Origin of the sequence: Pseudomonas sp. NFACC41-3 (assembly GCF_900109505.1) — a bacterium.
In the GTDB taxonomy this organism is placed as follows: Bacteria; Pseudomonadota; Gammaproteobacteria; order Pseudomonadales; family Pseudomonadaceae; genus Aquipseudomonas; species Aquipseudomonas chlororaphis.
Window position 1 is genome coordinate 526,818 of the sequence record NZ_FOAE01000001.1, and the last position, 15,965, is coordinate 542,782.

At 61.5% G+C, this 15,965-nt stretch carries 18 protein-coding genes; 8 read left to right on the top strand and 10 right to left on the bottom strand.

Going from position 1 to position 15,965, the window contains the following annotated elements; genetic code table 11:
* Window positions 1–9 precede the first annotated feature (9 nt).
* The gene (locus BMY68_RS02375) at window positions 10–1,371 is read right to left on the bottom strand and encodes a heavy metal sensor histidine kinase (protein ID WP_085530305.1); all 1,362 of its coding nucleotides are present in this window, start codon (window positions 1,369–1,371) and stop codon (window positions 10–12) included.
* Entirely contained in the window at window positions 1,371–2,051 is a 681-nt protein-coding gene (locus tag BMY68_RS02380; RefSeq protein ID WP_085530306.1) for a heavy metal response regulator transcription factor, read from the bottom strand. Before BMY68_RS02380 ends, BMY68_RS02375 begins: the two co-directional genes overlap by 1 nt.
* Window positions 2,052–2,207: 156 nt before the next feature.
* Between BMY68_RS02380 and BMY68_RS02385 the strand changes: the two genes are divergently transcribed.
* Both BMY68_RS02385 and queF read left to right on the top strand, forming a co-directional pair.
* The gene (locus BMY68_RS02385) at window positions 2,208–2,762 is read left to right on the top strand and encodes a copper-resistant cuproprotein CopI (RefSeq protein WP_085530307.1); all 555 of its coding nucleotides are present in this window, start codon (window positions 2,208–2,210) and stop codon (window positions 2,760–2,762) included.
* Window positions 2,763–2,830: 68 nt separating this feature from the next.
* A complete protein-coding gene (queF, locus tag BMY68_RS02390) occupies window positions 2,831–3,661 on the top strand; it encodes an NADPH-dependent 7-cyano-7-deazaguanine reductase QueF (RefSeq protein WP_053278166.1) in 831 nt (276 codons plus the stop codon).
* A 46-nt stretch (window positions 3,662–3,707) separates the two neighbouring features.
* On the opposite strand, the gene BMY68_RS02395 is transcribed toward queF, so the two are convergent.
* Both BMY68_RS02395 and BMY68_RS02400 read right to left on the bottom strand, forming a co-directional pair.
* A complete protein-coding gene (locus BMY68_RS02395) occupies window positions 3,708–3,971 on the bottom strand; it encodes a DUF4404 family protein (protein WP_007926964.1) in 264 nt (87 codons plus the stop codon).
* 113 nt (window positions 3,972–4,084) lie between these two features.
* A complete protein-coding gene (locus BMY68_RS02400) occupies window positions 4,085–4,705 on the bottom strand; it encodes an HAD superfamily inactivated hydrolase PcrP (RefSeq protein WP_085530308.1) in 621 nt (206 codons plus the stop codon).
* A 200-nt stretch (window positions 4,706–4,905) separates the two neighbouring features.
* On the opposite strand from BMY68_RS02400, the gene BMY68_RS02405 reads away from it, so the two are divergent.
* Window positions 4,906–5,589, top strand: coding sequence for an MlaA family lipoprotein (locus tag BMY68_RS02405; protein ID WP_062823091.1), 684 nt, complete (start codon window positions 4,906–4,908; stop codon window positions 5,587–5,589).
* 57 nt (window positions 5,590–5,646) lie between these two features.
* Here the strand turns inward: BMY68_RS02405 and BMY68_RS02410 are convergent, their stop codons facing one another.
* Window positions 5,647–5,946 carry a PilZ domain-containing protein gene (locus BMY68_RS02410; RefSeq protein ID WP_085530309.1) on the bottom strand — a complete coding sequence of 100 codons (300 nt, stop codon included), beginning with the start codon at window positions 5,944–5,946 and terminating at the stop codon, window positions 5,647–5,649.
* Window positions 5,947–6,223: 277 nt separating this feature from the next.
* On the opposite strand from BMY68_RS02410, the gene rssB reads away from it, so the two are divergent.
* Together rssB and rssC are read left to right on the top strand one after the other, a co-directional pair.
* Entirely contained in the window at window positions 6,224–7,405 is a 1,182-nt protein-coding gene (gene rssB, locus BMY68_RS02415; RefSeq protein ID WP_062823089.1) for a two-component system response regulator RssB, read from the top strand.
* Window positions 7,405–7,887, top strand: coding sequence for an anti-sigma factor antagonist RssC (gene rssC, locus BMY68_RS02420; RefSeq protein WP_007926970.1), 483 nt, complete (start codon window positions 7,405–7,407; stop codon window positions 7,885–7,887). The genes rssB and rssC overlap by 1 nt, the downstream gene beginning before the upstream one ends.
* Before the next feature lie 74 nt (window positions 7,888–7,961).
* On the opposite strand, the gene tal is transcribed toward rssC, so the two are convergent.
* From tal to BMY68_RS02435, 3 genes are all read right to left on the bottom strand, one after another.
* A complete protein-coding gene (tal, locus tag BMY68_RS02425) occupies window positions 7,962–8,888 on the bottom strand; it encodes a transaldolase (protein ID WP_009043002.1) in 927 nt (308 codons plus the stop codon).
* Window positions 8,889–9,077: 189 nt separating this feature from the next.
* On the bottom strand, window positions 9,078–10,079 hold the full coding sequence (gene dusA / locus BMY68_RS02430) for a tRNA dihydrouridine(20/20a) synthase DusA (RefSeq protein WP_085530310.1): 1,002 nt from the start codon (window positions 10,077–10,079) through the stop codon (window positions 9,078–9,080).
* 224 nt (window positions 10,080–10,303) lie between these two features.
* Window positions 10,304–10,942: an FMN-dependent NADH-azoreductase gene (locus BMY68_RS02435; protein ID WP_085530311.1), complete on the bottom strand. Its 639-nt coding sequence runs from the start codon at window positions 10,940–10,942 to the stop codon at window positions 10,304–10,306.
* Window positions 10,943–11,036: 94 nt separating this feature from the next.
* Between BMY68_RS02435 and BMY68_RS02440 the strand changes: the two genes are divergently transcribed.
* Window positions 11,037–11,891, top strand: a complete 855-nt coding sequence (locus BMY68_RS02440; protein ID WP_085530312.1) for a LysR family transcriptional regulator — start codon at window positions 11,037–11,039, stop codon at window positions 11,889–11,891.
* A gap of 51 nt (window positions 11,892–11,942) precedes the next feature.
* Here BMY68_RS02440 and BMY68_RS02445 read toward each other — a convergent pair whose 3' ends face one another.
* Window positions 11,943–12,431 carry a hypothetical protein gene (locus BMY68_RS02445; RefSeq protein WP_085530313.1) on the bottom strand — a complete coding sequence of 163 codons (489 nt, stop codon included), beginning with the start codon at window positions 12,429–12,431 and terminating at the stop codon, window positions 11,943–11,945.
* Between the two features lie 256 nt (window positions 12,432–12,687).
* Here BMY68_RS02445 and BMY68_RS02450 point away from each other — a divergent pair, with 256 nt between their 5' ends.
* The gene (locus tag BMY68_RS02450; protein ID WP_085530314.1) at window positions 12,688–14,250 is read left to right on the top strand and encodes a sensor domain-containing diguanylate cyclase; all 1,563 of its coding nucleotides are present in this window, start codon (window positions 12,688–12,690) and stop codon (window positions 14,248–14,250) included.
* A gap of 224 nt (window positions 14,251–14,474) precedes the next feature.
* A complete protein-coding gene (locus BMY68_RS02455) occupies window positions 14,475–15,311 on the top strand; it encodes an arylamine N-acetyltransferase family protein (RefSeq protein ID WP_085530315.1) in 837 nt (278 codons plus the stop codon).
* Window positions 15,312–15,357: 46 nt separating this feature from the next.
* Here BMY68_RS02455 and BMY68_RS02460 read toward each other — a convergent pair whose 3' ends face one another.
* Window positions 15,358–15,777 carry a hypothetical protein gene (locus BMY68_RS02460; protein ID WP_085530316.1) on the bottom strand — a complete coding sequence of 140 codons (420 nt, stop codon included), beginning with the start codon at window positions 15,775–15,777 and terminating at the stop codon, window positions 15,358–15,360.
* Window positions 15,778–15,965: the final 188 nt, after the last annotated feature.

Below are 15,965 nucleotides of genomic sequence, written 5' to 3' on the forward strand. Positions count from 1 at the left end.
AACCCTGCGCTATTCCTGCCTCGGCAACTCAATCACGAAGCTCGTCCGGCCCTGCGTCGATTCGCAATGAATCTGCCCGCCATGGGCACGGATGATCGATTGGGTGATGGCCAGCCCCAAGCCTGCATGTTCACTGCTGCCTTCATGGCGCGCCGGGTCGGCGCGGTAGAAGCGGTCGAACAGCCGTGGCAAGCGTTCAGGCGCAATGCCTTCGCCGGTGTTTTCCACCCGCAGGTATGACCCCTTGGCCGTCTCGCCAAGCCGCACCCGCACTTCGCCGCCAGCCGGGGTGAAGCGCAGGGCGTTGTCCAGCAGGTTGGAAAGGGCGCGGCGCAACATGCTGCGGTCGCCCTGGATCTTCGCGCTGCCTTCGCGCCCCAGGGCGATACCGGCGTCTTCGGCCAGCGGCGTATAGAACTCCAGCAGCATGTCGGTTTCCTCACCCAGCTCCAGGGCTTCGCATTTCGGCGTCAGCAGGCCGTGGTCGGCCTTGGCCAGGTAGAGCATGTCGTTGACCAGTTGGGCCATCCATTGCAGCTCTTCGAGGTTGCTGTGCAGGGCTTCGCGATAGTCTTCCAGCGCCCGTGGGCGGGTGAGGGTGACCTGGGTGTGGGTCAGCAGGTTCGATAGCGGGGTGCGCAGCTCATGGGCGATGTCCGCCGAGAACGCGGAGAGGCGCTGGAAGGAGTCGTCCAGGCGTCCGAGCATGGCATTGAAGGCATGGGCCAGTTCGGCGAGTTCACCGGGCATCTGCTGCTCTGGCAGGCGCTGGGTCAGGGAGCTGGCGGACACGCCCGCGGCGACTTCGCTCATCCGCCGCAGCGGACGCAAGCCGCTGCGCGCGGCCCAGGCCCCGAGCAGCGCGGTGGCCAGGGCCGAGAGGCCGACGGTCAGCCAGATCAGGTGCTGCATACGCTGCAGAAAATGCTGGTGGTGGGTGATGTCGAGCATCAGGGTCAGCTCTGGCGAGCCGGCCTGGCCTGGCTCCAGGGCCGCACTGTAGACACGGTAGGCGGTGCCGTCATGTTGCAGGCTGTGCAGTCCGCTCGGCTGGGCCGAAGTGGCCGGCAGAACCTTGGCGCTGTCGAACCAGACGGCGCTATCCGCCCCTGTGACCCGCAGCGTCAGGTCCGGTTGATGGCTGAGTTCATCCTGCAGCTGTGCCTTGCGTTCGGCAAAGCGTTGCGGGGTGTCGGCGCCCTGCAGCGCACTGCGCATGGCGATCAGCTTGCCTTCCAGCAGTTGCTGGTCGAGCTCGATGAAGTGCGCCTCGCTGGCGCGGCTGAACAGCACCCCGGCGAGCAACGAAACCACCGCGGTGCAGCCGGCGAACAACAAGGCCAGGCGGCCGCTCAGGGACAAGCGGCGCATCAGGCCTGGCGCTCTTCGAGCACGTAGCCCATGCCGCGCACGGTGTGGATCAGTTTGTTCGGGTAATCGTCATCGATCTTCAGGCGCAAGCGGCGGATCGCCACCTCGATGACGTTGGTGTCGCTGTCGAAGTTCATGTCCCAGACCTGGGAGGCGATCAGCGTCTTGGGCAGCACTTCGCCCTGGCGCCGCAGGAGCATTTCCAGCAACGAGAATTCCTTGGCGGTGAGGTCGATGCGCTGGCCGCTGCGTTCGACCCGTCGGCGAATCAGGTCCAGGCGCAGGTCCGCCAGTTGCAGGGTGGTTTCCTGGGGGGTAGAGCTACCGCGGCGCAGCAGGCTGCGGACCCGGGCCAGCAGTTCGGAGAAGGCGAAAGGTTTGACCAGGTAATCGTCGGCGCCCAGTTCCAGGCCGTGAACCCGGTCTTCCACCGCATCTCGCGCGGTCAGGAACAGCACCGGGATCTCCAGCCCGGCGCTGCGCACGGCTTGCAGGATCTGCCAGCCATCGCGGCCCGGCAGCATCACGTCGAGAATCAACAGGGAATAGTCGCCGGTCAACGCCAGGTGTTGCCCCGTGGTGCCATCGGCCACCAGCTCGGCGTTGAAGCCTGCCTCGCTCAAGCCCTGGCGCAGGTAGTGGCCGGTTTTCGGTTGGTCTTCGACGATCAGCAGTTTCATGGGGCGGCTCATGGCAAATGGAACGCGGGCTTTATACCCTGGGTGACGGCCGCAGGGCACAAGCTGACAAAGTTGTAATCTAGCAGTCAGCTGGCTGGCAGCGGTGCGGCCTTAGAGTTTCACACAAGCTGAACCTCATCTTGTTGGAGTGCGATTATGTTTTTGCCCAAGGGTGCTTTACCTCGTTCATTGGCGGTGGCCGCGTGCCTGCTGGCGTTGAATGTGCCGGCCTGGGCGTCGCCGGCGCAGACCTACGATTTCGGTCAGGCGGCCCCGGCGGCCAAGGCGACACGTACGGTGGAACTGGTCATGAACGACATGTCCTACACCCCCAAGAGCCTGGACATCAAGGCTGGCGAGACCGTGCGTTTCGTCTTGATCAACAAGGGCCAGTTGCTGCATGAGCTCAATCTCGGCACCGCGACCATGCATGCCGAGCACCAGCAGGAAATGTTGAAGATGCAGCAGAGCGGCATGCTCACGCCCACCGCGATGAAGAGCATGCCCGCCGGGGCCATGGATCACGCCGCCATGGGCCATGGCGCGATGCCCGGCATGAAGCACGACGACCCGAACAGCGTGCTGGTGGAGCCAGGCAAGACCGCTGAGCTGACCTGGACCTTCAGCAAGGCCGGCAGCCTGGAGTTCGCCTGCAATATCCCGGGGCACTATCAGGCAGGCATGGTCGGCAAGCTGACGGTCAGCCAGTAAGCGCCTGGGGCTCAAAGGCGGAGGCAAAGACTGATAGAATCGCCTGATTCTTCAGTCAGGTTTCCGCCATGCATCCCGCAGCCGAACATTCGCCGCTGGGCAAGTCCAGTGAATACGTCTCCACCTACACGCCATCCTTGCTGTTCCCGATCCCGCGGGCGGCAAAATGGGCCGAGTTGGGCCTGAGCGCCGACACCCTGCCTTATAAAGGCGTGGACTTCTGGAACTGCTTCGAGCTGTCCTGGCTGTTGCCCTCCGGCAAGCCGGTGGTAGCCATCGCCGAGTTCAGCATTCCGGCGGACTCACCGAACATCATCGAGTCGAAGTCGTTCAAGCTGTACCTCAACTCGCTGAACCAGACTCCATTCGCGGATCGCCAGAGCCTGGAAGAAACCTTGCGTGCCGACCTCTCTGCGGCGGCCGGCAAGCCGGTGGGCGTGCGCATCCGCAGCCTGGGCGAAGTGGAGGCGGAAGGTGTGGTGGCCTTGCCGGGCACCTGCATCGATGAGCTGGATATCAGCGTCAGCAGCTATGAACACCCGCGTCCGGAGCTGCTGCAGTGCGACAGGTCGCGGATCGTCGAGGAGAGCGTGCACAGCCACCTGCTCAAATCCAATTGCCCGGTCACCAGCCAGCCGGACTGGGGCAGCGTGGTGGTGGAGTACCGTGGTCCGGCGCTGGACCACGCCAGCCTGCTGGCCTACCTGGTGAGCTTCCGCCAGCACTCGGACTTCCATGAGCAATGCGTGGAGCGGATCTTCCTCGACCTGCAGCGCTTGCTGCAGCCGGAGAAGCTGACGGTGTATGCGCGTTATGTGCGTCGTGGTGGCCTGGACATCAACCCGTATCGCAGCACCGAAACCGCGAGTTTCGCCAACTTCCGCCTGGTTCGCCAGTAATGAAAAGCCCCGCTCTGGTAGCGGGGCTTTTTTTGTCTGTAAGGGGTTAAATCCCCATGTTGCCGAGAGTTTGCACGATGTTGCGCAAGGTGCCGGCAATGGCGGGGTGCTCAAGCTCGAAGCGTTCGACGGCGAGGTTGACCCCGTCGGCCAGGCTGGTGTCCTGGGTGGCGTTTTCCAGTTTGAGCTCGAGCTCGATCTGTTGCATCAATTCCTGCAGATTGGCGCGTTCTGCTTCCGAAAGCGGTGGGTTCTGCTCCAATTGCTCGCGCAGGGTATTGAGCTGTTCTTGCAGTTCGCGGGCAGGCATGGCGTTCTCCCTTCATTGATAGGCTCAGCCATGGACCGCGCCGATTCGCTAAAGGTCCATGTCTGAGCCTTAGCGTAATCCACTCGCGGGCAATGTGCATGATCTTGATCAAGTCAGGGTTTTTCACCTTTCTGGCGACGCTGGCCGATGTCGGCCAGGCAGGTTGGCAGCTCGCCCAGATGGTCGATCACCGAGTGCACGCCGAGGCTGAATAGATGCAGGGTGGCCTTGCCACGCTTGAGCTCGCGCTCCTGTTGGCTCAGTGCCTGCCATTGCGTCGGGCTCATGCCGCAGAGCGAACCGCAGGACGCCAGGCCGATGGTCCACAGGCCGGCGTTGAGGCCCGATTGCAGCAGGCGCGGTTCGCCGCTGACCAGCACGCAGCCGTCCAGCCGGCTGACATTCAGGGCCATCAGCGCCTGCCAGCAAGCGTCGGGAGCTGGCCAGCGGGAGCCTGTGTTGGGGCAAGGGGTGAGCCAGTCGGGTAGTGAGCTTGCCAGGTGCTGGCTGAGGGTGGCGGGCAACTCGTCAAGCCAGGCGCAAGGTACGCCTTGATGTTGCAGGCTGTGCAGAATGTCCAGGGCGCCGTGAGTGGCGTGGGCCTGTTCCAGGACCGGGTGGTCGGCGCTGTGCAGGCGCATCCGCGCGCCGAAATCCACCAGGCAACCGCTGAGCCCAAAGAGCACGGCGGTCAAGGTGGGGGCGGATACAGGCAAGGCTTCGGCGTGAGGCATCGTGACGTCCCTGAAATACCTTGCAAGAGTATCGACGACAGATGACCGTTGGATGACATCCCTGTGAACAGGCCATGCAAACGAGGGGAGAGGGCGAAGCACTGCACCAGTGCTGCATAAATGGATATATCCGACTTATACTAGCGCGCTTACCGCCAGGGCATAGCGCCCGCGACAGTACAATCCAAGGAGTTTCTGCTATGCGCTGGAGCAATCGTCTCGCTCAGCTTATGTGTGCCGGCATGCTGTTGGTGCCGGTTTTGGCCCACGCTGCGGAAGACGATCCGTGGGAAAGCATCAACCGTCCGATCTTCACGTTCAACGACACCATCGACACCTATGCGCTGAAACCTCTGGCGCAAGGTTATCAGGCAGTAACGCCGCAGTTTCTCGAAGACGGCATTCACAACTTCTTCCGTAACATCGGTGATGTCGGCAACCTGGCCAACGATATCCTGCAAGCCAAGCCCCATGCCGCTGCCGTCGACACCGCGCGGCTGTTGATGAACACCACCATCGGTGTGGCGGGTTTCTTCGATGTGAGCACCAAGATGGGTTTGCAGCGTAACGATGAAGACTTCGGCCAGACCCTCGGTTACTGGGGCGTCGGCAGCGGTCCTTATGTGATGCTGCCATTCTTCGGGCCGAGCACCCTGCGCGATGCGCCGGCCAAGTATGTGGACAGCTTCACCGAACCTTACCGTTATGTGAATGACGTGCCAGTGCGCAACAGCGCGTTTGCCCTGGACCTTGTCGACACCCGCGCGAGCCTGCTGTCGAGCGAGAAGCTGATCAGTGGCGACAAGTACACCTTCATTCGCAATGCGTACCTGCAGAACCGCGAATTCAAGGTCAAGGACGGCAAGGTCGAAGACGATTTTTAATCGACCTGTCCATGAAAAAGGCGGCCCTTGGGGCCGCCTTTTTTGTTGATCTTAGAATCAGTCCATCTTCAGGATTGTAAGGCCAAGTTTCTGGCCGTTGCCTTCCAGCTCGGTGACCCAGACCACTTCGGTGTCCGCTTCCAGTCCCCTGAGGGCGGCGTGCTCGGAATCGATACGCACGCTGAGCTGATCGCCGACCTTAAATGAGCGCGGAGCCTGAACCTGCATGCCACTGCTGGAAAGGTCGATGCAGACGGCCGCAATCACCTGGCCCTGGTGAATCAGCGTGACCTCTGCATCCACTCGCATGCGGATGTAATCGCGCTTTTCACTGTAGTCACGATCGTTTGGGCTCATAGGCTCCAACCTGCGTTTAAGTTGCGGATTTGCCTGTTCTTATAACTCCCGGTGATTTGAGGTGTAAAGACGTCCAGCGACCATCGGCATGAGCTTGAAACGCCCCGCGGATGGGAGTACCGTCTGCGCCTTAGAAGGGCACCTCTGATGGTCGAGCGTGCAGGGCTATGGGCCCTGACTCCATTTCCAGAGTGGCTAGAAAGCGAATCCAGTAGTGTGTGTCCAGGCCTCGTGCCCAGCCACCTACGCCAACCTAATTCTGGCGCCGTTTGCCCACATGCCAAAAACCAGTGCCACGCTGCTGATAATCGATGACGACGAAGTAGTGCGCGCGAGCCTCGCGGCCTATTTGGAAGACAGTGGCTTCAGCGTCCTGCAGGCCAGTAACGGTCAGCAGGGACTTCAGGTGTTCGAGCAGGAAAAGCCCGACTTGGTGATCTGCGATCTGCGCATGCCACAGATGGGCGGCCTCGAACTTATCCGTCAGGTAACCGACATCGAACCGCAAACCCCGGTCATCGTGGTTTCCGGTGCCGGTGTGATGAACGATGCCGTCGAGGCCCTGCGCCTGGGCGCGGCGGACTACCTGATCAAGCCGCTGGAAGACCTCGCGGTGCTGGAGCACTCGGTGCGCCGGGCCCTGGATCGCGCGCGCCTGCTGCTGGAAAACCAGCGCTACCGGGAGAAGCTGGAAGCCGCCAACCGCGAGCTCGAAGCCAGCCTGAGCCTGCTGCAGGAAGATCAGAACGCCGGGCGCCAGGTGCAGATGAACATGCTGCCGGTGAGCCCATGGACCATCGATGAGTTCAAGTTCGCGCACCAGATCATTCCGTCGTTGTACCTGTCCGGCGATTTCGTCGACTACTTTCGTGTCGACGAGCGCCGCGTAGCCTTTTACCTGGCGGATGTTTCCGGGCATGGCGCGTCTTCGGCCTTTGTCACGGTGCTGCTCAAGTTCATGACCACGCGCTTGCTGTTCGAGTCCAAGCGCAACGGCACTTTGCCGGAATTCAAGCCGTCGGAAGTCCTGGGCCATATCAACCGTGGCCTGATCAGCTGTAAGCTGGGCAAACACGTGACAATGGTCGGTGGCGTCATCGACGAGGAGACGGGCTTGTTGACCTATAGCATTGGCGGACACCTGCCATTGCCTGTGTTGTACACGCCAGACAGTGTGCGTTACCTGGAAGGGCGGGGGCTGCCGGTAGGCTTGTTCAATGAAGCCACCTATGAAGACCACATTCTGGAACTGCCGCCGAGCTTCAGCTTGACGCTGATGTCTGATGGCATTCTGGACCTTTTGCCGGAACCCACACTCAAAGAGAAAGAGGCCGCCTTACCTGATCGGGTGAGAACGGCCGGCGGCAGCCTGGATGGTCTGCGGCAGGTTTTTGGATTGGCCACGCTAGGGGAGATGCCGGATGATATCGCCCTGTTGGTGTTGAGCAGGAATCTTTAATGAGTACCGGTAGAATCCAGTTCGCCGAGCAGGACGGCACCTTTGTCCTGAAGTTTATCGGTGAAGTGCGCCTGACCCTGTGTTCGGCGCTGGATGCGACTATTGAGCGGATCTTCACGGCGCTGAACTTCTCGGCGATCGTGATCGACCTGACCGAAACCCGCAGCATCGACAGCACCACCCTGGGCCTGCTGGCCAAGCTGTCGATCCTGTCGCGGCAGAAGGTCGGCCTGTTGCCGACCGTCGTCACCACCCACGAAGACATCACCCGACTACTGCAGTCCATGGGCTTCGATCAGGTGTTCAACATCGTTGATCGTCCGATCCCATGCCCGGAATGCCTGACCGACTTGCCATCCCAGGACCAGTCGGAAGAGGTGGTGCGGCTCAAGGTGCTGGAGGCGCACAAGATCCTCATGGGCCTGAACGACTCCAACCGCGAGGCTTTCCACGATCTGGTGAATGCCCTGGAACGCAACTGATCCCATAAAGCGGCAGCACATAAAAAAGGGCGAACCCGTGAGGGTCCGCCCTTTTTGCGTTGGCGCTCGCTCGATCAGAGCTTGGCGGCCAGCAGTGCCTCGAGTTTTTCCTGGTCGCGGGCGAACTGACGGATGCCTTCGGCCAGTTTTTCGGTGGCCATGGCGTCTTCGTTGGAGGCCCAGCGGAACTGCGCTTCGTTCAGGCTCTGGCGAGCTTCGCCAGCGTGGCCTGGTGCCAGTTTGCGCTCCAGCTTGCCAGTATCGGCGGCCAGTTTCTCGATCAGGTCCGGGCTGATGGTCAGGCGGTCGCAGCCGGCCAGTTGCTCGATCTGGTTCAGGTTGCGGAAGCTGGCACCCATGACCACGGTCTTGTAGTCATTGGCCTTGTAGTAGTTGTAGATGCGGGTCACCGACTGCACGCCCGGATCGTCGGCGCCGGTGTAGTCGTTGCCGCTGGCCTTCTTGTACCAGTCGTAGATGCGGCCCACGAACGGCGAGATCAGGAACACTCCAGCCTCGGCGCAGGCGATCGCCTGGGCGAAGGAGAACAGCAGGGTGAGGTTGGTCTGGATGCCTTCGCGTTCCAGCTGCTCGGCGGCGCGGATACCTTCCCAGGTGGAGGCGATCTTGATCAGTACACGGTCACGGCCGATGCCGGCCTTGTCGTACAGCTCGATCAGGCGATGGGCGCGCTTGAGCATGGCATCGGTGTCGAACGACAGGCGGGCATCCACTTCGGTGGAAATGCGGCCGGGGATCAGTTTGAGGATTTCTTTGCCCACTGCGACGCCAAAACGGTCGCTGGCCAGGCCGACATCGCCCTTGACGTCACTGACGCAGGCGTTCAGCAGCTCGGCGTAACCTGGAATGGCCGCGGCCTTGAGCAACAGGGAAGGATTGGTGGTGGCGTCTACCGGTTTGACCCGGGCGATAGCGTCGAAGTCGCCGGTGTCGGCAACCACGGTGGTGAACTGCTTGAGTTGTTCCAGCTTGGAAGTCATGGGTGTGCTCTGTCCTGTGGGTCTGTTGACATTACCCGAGCGCTGACAGCCGCTCAAGGGCGCGAATACGTAACCGGATGCCTAAACGAGCCCCAAGGGCAACAACCTGAAAAACAGGTGTTTGAATGCTGGGGCGCTATCCGTTTACTACGATGCCAAAACACCCATCAGGTTCAACCCGAGCGACCGTTAGCGACCTTCGAGCAACTGCCCGGCCTGATCCAGCAGCGCCAGCGGATCCTTGGCCTTGTGAATGTCCACCGAGAGCAACTGGCGGAACTTGCGCGCCCCCGGAAAACCGGTGCCCAGCCCCAATACATGGCGAGTGATGTGGTGCATGGCGCCGCCCGTGGCCAGGTGCCTGGCGATATAAGGTCGCAACTGCGCCAGCGCCTCGGCCCGGGAAATCACCGGTGCCGTGCTGCCGAACAACTGCTGATCCACCTCGGCCAGCAGGTAAGGGTTGTGATAGGCCTCGCGGCCCAGCATCACCCCGTCGAAAGTCTGTAGATGCTCATGACAGGCTTCCAGGGTCTTGATGCCGCCGTTGAGGATGATCTCCAGCTCGGGGAAATCCGCTTTCAAGCGTGCCGCCACGTCATAACGCAGAGGAGGAATATCGCGGTTTTCCTTCGGCGACAGCCCTTCGAGAATCGCGATCCGCGCATGCACGGTAAAACTGGTGCACCCAGCTTCGCGCACCTGGCCGACGAAATCGCACAGTTCTTCATAACTGTCGCGGCCATTGATGCCGATCCGGTGCTTGACCGTCACCGGAATGCTCACCACATCGCGCATCGCCTTCACGCAATCGGCCACCAGGCCTGGATGCCCCATCAGGCAGGCGCCGATCATATTGTTCTGCACCCGATCGCTCGGGCAGCCGACGTTGAGGTTCACCTCGTCGTAACCATGCTCCTGCGCCATCCGCGCGCAAGCCGCCAGATCCGCCGGCGTACTGCCACCCAACTGCAACGCCAGGGGATGCTCGGACTCGTCGTGACGCAGAAAACGCTCATGGTCGCCATTGAGCAACGCACCGGTGGTGACCATCTCGGTGTAGAGCAGGGCGCGCTTGGACAGCAGGCGCAGGAAGAAGCGGCAGTGGCGGTCAGTCCAATCCATCATCGGCGCCACGGAGAAGCGGCGGGAGAGGGCTGGCGAGGCAGTTGGAGCAGGAGATAAGAGCATTGGGCAATCTGGATGGGTGAGGCGAAGGAGGGGAAGTTTATCAGGAATGGAGTTCCGGGGTTGGAAGGGCGCGCGTACCAGGAAGATGAAGGGTCTTCGGTTCCTATATTCCGGTCGGTTGTATGAACAGGGCAGGCTAATAAAAAGCGGGCGATCTTAAGGTCGCCCGCTTTTGTGTGTGATTCGATAGCCGCATGGCGAGGCGAATGTTCGCTGCATTTGAATCACTTGAAGCTGTCTGCCAGCTCCCTGGCCCGATTCCCGGCCTCTTGCCGCGCCACCTGATCCACCTCATGCCCCAGGATGGTCTTTTCCACGATCAGCGCGTGGACCTGGGTGACGCCAACGAACTTCAGCCAGGCCTCGACGTAGGGCTTCTGGAAGTCAAAGCGTTCCGCAGGCGTGTCGGATAGCGGCGAGAAGTCGAGGCCGCGGGCGTAGGCGACGACTGCGGTTTTGTTGTGCAGCAGGCCGCGCAGGCCGTGTTCGGCGGTGAAGCTGAAGAGGATGTCTTTCTGTGTGACCAGGTCGATGAAGTGCTTGAGCTTGTAGGGGATGCTGTAGTTCCACAGGGGGACGGAAAGTACCAGCAGATCGGCGTGGTGCAGGTGGGCGGCGAGGGTTTCGAGGGTGTTCCAGGCGCCTTGCTGGTCAGGGGGCAGGGCCAAGCCTTGCAGGCCGGCGTACTTGGCGTCCATGGCGTGCTGGTCGAATTCCGGCAGGTCCAGGCTCCACAGGTCCAGGGTGCTGACTTCGGTGTGTGGATGGTGGGTCTGATAGCGGTCGATAAAACCTCGGGCGATTTGTTGCGAGGCGGAGCGCTCTTTGCGGGGGGAGCATTGGATATGCAGCAGGCGGGTCATGACGGCATCTCGGATGAGGAATGCCGACATTGCAACATAGCAATTTACGGAATATAAATTGTAAATAAATGGCTGATTGATCACGTATCTTTATATGTTCGATGTTCTGTTACTCAAGACCTTTGTAACAGTGGTGGACGAGGAAGGCTTCAGCCGTGCCGCCGAACGGTTGCACCTGACGCAGTCGGCGGTCAGCGGGCATCTGCGACGCCTGGAAGAGCAGGTCGGCAAGCCGCTGCTGACCCGTACCACGCGTTCCCAGCACTTGACCGCCGATGGCGAGCGCCTGATGGCCTATGCGCGAGCCATCCTCGCCTTGAACCGCGATGCCTGGGCCGAGCTGACGCGTTCGCCGTTTCACGGCCGGGTGCGGATCGGCATGTCCGAGGATTTTGTCGAGCCCCGCCTGCTGCGCCTTTTGCAGGAGTTCGCGGCGCAGTACCCGGGCATGGAAATCGATATACAGGTGAATATTCCCGGCACGCTGCTCGAGCGTATGCAGCAGGGCGGCCTTGAGGTGGTCATAGGTTCGCTGTGTGAAACCCGTGAGCCGGGCCTGCTGTTGTGGCAGGAGCCGTTGGTATGGGCCAGTTCCGCGTACCTGGTCGGCCGCTTGCCGACTCCGCTGCCGCTGGCGCTGTTTCCCGAGCCATGCCCTTATCGGGCGGTAGCCCTGCAGCATCTGGCGCAAGCGGGAATCGCCCAGCGCACGGCAATGCTTTGCTCGAGCACCGCAGCGTTGCGCACGGCGGCCCTGTCCGGGTTCGCGGTGGCGCCGATAGCCACCAGCCAGCTGGGGCAAGGGCTTGCGGTATTGGGGGCTGAGCATGGTTTGCCGGTACTGCCTGACGCGGAGTTTCGGCTGTTCACGGCCAAGGATGCCGATCAGGGCATAGTGGCTGCGTTGTCCCAGGTGATAGTGGCGTATTGTGCGGCGCGGCGGCTCTAGCCGTCGGCTTCAGCGGCGCGACTGCCGGAGGGGCAGTCGCTTGAGCGGAGTTCAGAGATCCAGGCCTTCCTGGATCACGGACAACAAGGTGTCTTCATTGAGTTCGAGCGGGTCCGGCCTGGATTTACCGGAGCCGGGAACCGTCTGGATCAGCCAGTGCCCCTCTCCATGTTCGCTGCCGTTGCGCAGCAGGTAGCGTTCAGGGCCTTTGCCGTGGATTTCGACACGCCCGGCGCCACCCGTGGTGAAGCGGGCGATAGGGTCGAGGAGGATGTTCTGGTGGTTGCCCTCGATCAGCAGTTGATCGATGGCATAGTTGAAGGTGGCGCCAGAGGGGTGGCTCTCGAACACGCGAGTGGGGACGCGCCGGATATTCAGCCCGACCTCTGAAAGTGGAGTCAGCCAGGTCTCGACCTGGTGGTACATCTCATAGACCTGTGCAGGCCACAGCTCGATGGCCTTGTCTGCCGAGATGTCTTCCTTGGCCCAGCTGTCCTGTTTTTGTTTCAGCCTTGCGGCGAGTTCATCGACCTTACTCATTCCGACTTCCTATCGTGATGTGAGGGTAAGTGTAGTCTCGGAAGGTACTTTACCTTGGCGGAGGGTGGCCAGCGATTCATGACCCTCTGCTGGATGCCGATGTTTGTATTGTGACAGGGTGTTTTTATATATCCCTGATGAGCATCAGAAAAATGCTCTACATTTTCAGACGACGCCACCCTGAATTGTCCGCTATTACCTCTTAGGATTGGCCGGCCCGGCTGCATTGGATGCCTTACCCTGCCAGGATGATGCTTTGCCTATCCCGATTCACGACCCTCACCATGCCTCCGATCGAACCTTGAAACGGCTTCCGCTGCTCAAGGCTGCGGTGGTATTCATTTCGATGGTTTGCCTGTGCCTGTGCGGCCTGCTTTATCTGCAGCTGGCGCAGTCCTATCACTACGATATGGCGCGGGCGCAGGTCGCCTCGTCGAACCTGACCCGGGCCATGGCGCAACAGGCCGAGGACACCTTCATCGAGGCCGACCTGGTGCTGGCCAGCCTGGCCGACTGGATTCAGAAGGATGGTTATGGCCCTGAGCAGAAGCCTTTCCTGCAGAAGATCTTTGCGCAGAGGGCGCAAGCGCTCAAACAGATGCATGGCCTGTTCCTGTTCGACCGGGCGGGGCAATGGGTGGTCACCTCCTTCGAGCGTTTGCCACGCAGCGAAGGCGTGGCCCATCGCGACTACTTCCGCTTTCATCAGCAGAACGCTTCCTTGCTGGCCCACGTCGGGCCTGCGATCCGCAGTCGGGAAAACGGCGAGTGGATCATTCCGCTGACGCGGCGCCTGAACGACAAGCAGGGCAATTTCGAAGGCGTGCTGCTGGCCGGCATCCGGCTGGCCTATTTCGACCGGTTCTTCAAAGGCTTCGACATCGATGACAACGGCAGCATGTTCCTCGCCCTGTCCGATGGCACCCTGCTGGCGCGGCGTCCGCTGGAGGAGCGGCAGATCGGCGCATCCCTGGCGCGCGGGGAGATCTTCAGCAAGTACTTGCCTGAGTCTTCTTCGGGCACTGCGATGATTCGTTCGCTGGTCGACAGGAAGATGCGACTCTACGGCTATCGGCAGCTGGAGGCTTACCCACTGGTGGTGGGCGCGGCCAGCTCGAAGGATGCGGTCCTCAAGGACTGGTACGCCAGCGCCTACCAGTCCAGCGCCATTGTCGCCCTGGTGGTTCTGGGGATCGGCCTGTTCGGCTGGGTGTTTGTGCATCAGGTGCGCAACGGCGAACGCATCGAGGCCGACCTGCGGACCGCGCAGGCGGCGCTGGAGGTGATCGCGACCCATGACAGCCTGACCGGCCTGGCCAATCGCCGGCTGCTCGAGCGGGCGCTGGAGACCGAGTTCGGGCGCGGCGGGCGGCAAGCGAGCCCGCTGAGCCTGATCATGCTCGATATCGATTTCTTCAAGCGCTACAACGACACCTACGGCCATGTCGCCGGGGATCAGTGCCTGGCCGAGGTGGCGCAGGTGCTGAGGGATTGCTGTCAGCGCAAGGCCGACCTGGCGGTGCGTTATGGCGGGGAGGAGTTCGTGGTCCTGTTGCCCGATACCGAGATGCAAGGGGCGCTGGCCATGGCCGAGCAGATTCGCTGCGGCGTCATGGAGAAAAACATCCCGCATACCGGCTCGCCCTTTGGGCGAGTCACCCTCAGCCTGGGTTGCTACTGCTTCGTGCCGAACGGGCACGACAGCATCGAAGCGTTCCTCGAACACGCCGATGCCGCGCTGTACCAGGCCAAGAAATCCGGGCGCAATCAGGTGGCGATCGAGAGCGTCAGCGAGCCCTTGGCCCGTTCGGATCGCTGACCTGCGGCTATTTCCGCGCGCCACCAGGAAGCGCGCCCGCATACCGTCGGGTCAAGACAGGGCGCAGCATCGTCCAGCTATTCCAGATAATCGCCGGAGCTCTGGCAGGGTCCATTGGTAGGCTGTTTCGAGCAGGGGTATTGGCCAAATCAATTGTCGATTCGGGGTTTTAATGGCTTATACATAGCGCCGATACGCGACACCTCATGCATAAGGACAACCCCATGAGTCAGCCCCACCTGATGAACTTCGCGCTTTACCTGCAACGGCTCGGCTACGACAGCGCGCCGCCGCCGACCCTGGCGACCTTGCGCGAGCTGCAGTTGCGCCACACCAGCACCTTTGCCTTCGAAAGCCTGTCGACCCTGTTGCGGGTGCCGGTGCCGATCGACCTGGCTTCGGTGGAACGCAAGGTCCTGCATGAGGGCCGTGGTGGTTACTGCTACGAGCTCAACCAGATGTACCAGGTGCTGTTGCAGTACCTGGGGTACGAGGCGCGGGGCATTACCGGGCGAGTGGTGATGGGCGGGCCGGAAGATGTCTGGCCGGCGCGTACTCATCGCCTGGTACTGCTGACCCTGGATGGCGTGCGCTATGTCTCGGATGTCGGCTTTGGCGGCATGGTGCCCACCGCGCCGCTGCTGCTCGATACCGAGGATGAGCAGCCCACGCCCCACGAGCCCTATCGCATCACCGAGCGTGACGGCAGCTACACCCTGCGCGCCAAGGTCGCGGGTGAATGGCGGGCGATTTATGTGTTCGACCTGCAGCGGCAGGAAGCGGCGGATTACGAGATGGGCAACTGGTTCGTTTCGACCCACAAGGACTCGCCGTTTCTCGGTCAGTTGAAAGTCGCGCTGATGGGCGAAGGCCTGCGCCGGAGCCTGAATAACGGCAGTTACGCCGTGCATCGCCTGGGCCAGGACAGCGAGCGGAGGCAGATCAGCGACCCCGACGAGCTGATTGCCCTGTTGCAGAACGAGTTCGCCATTCGGGTGCCGCAGCATCCGCGGCTGCGAGAGGTTCTTGGCGAATTGCTCGCGCTGCCGCAACCGGCCTGATCGGTTCGGCTTCAGGGCTCCTCGGTGTCAAAGAGGCGGCTCAGGGTCAATGCCATAAAGGCGTCTGCTCATAACCATCCTTCAGCTGGCGGCGATACGTCCAGTGAGTCAGCAGCGCAATCAACGCACTGTCCAGCAGCCAGAGCGGCATCAGCAGGCGCAAGGCCGGGTGAAGGCAAAGTACACCGGCGATCGACAGCCCCAGCAGCAGGCTGCTGAGCCAATTGGCGAGGCCTTTGGCGCAGAGCAGGGCGTACAACGGGGTAAACACCAGCGCCATGGGCAGAAAGCCGAATATCGCGCCGCCGGCGACGAATAGGGCAAAGGTCCCCAGGCCAGCCCAGAACCCTTGCCACAGGCTGTCGGTGAAGCTGGCGCTATACATGGCCAGGACAAAACCCTGCAAGGCCACGACCGTGCGGAAGCTGCCATAGGCGAGGTTGAAGCTATTTCGGAGATGATTCATTCGATCGCTTCCATGCGCGGGCGGAGGGCGTCACCTGTGTGGGCGCCGCGGGGGCTGGGATTCTATCAGGGTGGCTGTCTGGGGCGGGGGTCGGCGGGAAAAAGGCGGAGGCTGACTATCAGGTTTTGCTGGTTTATGAGGTTGGGTGGCGTCGAATAAAGTGTATACAACTCTATAGACATTTGTCC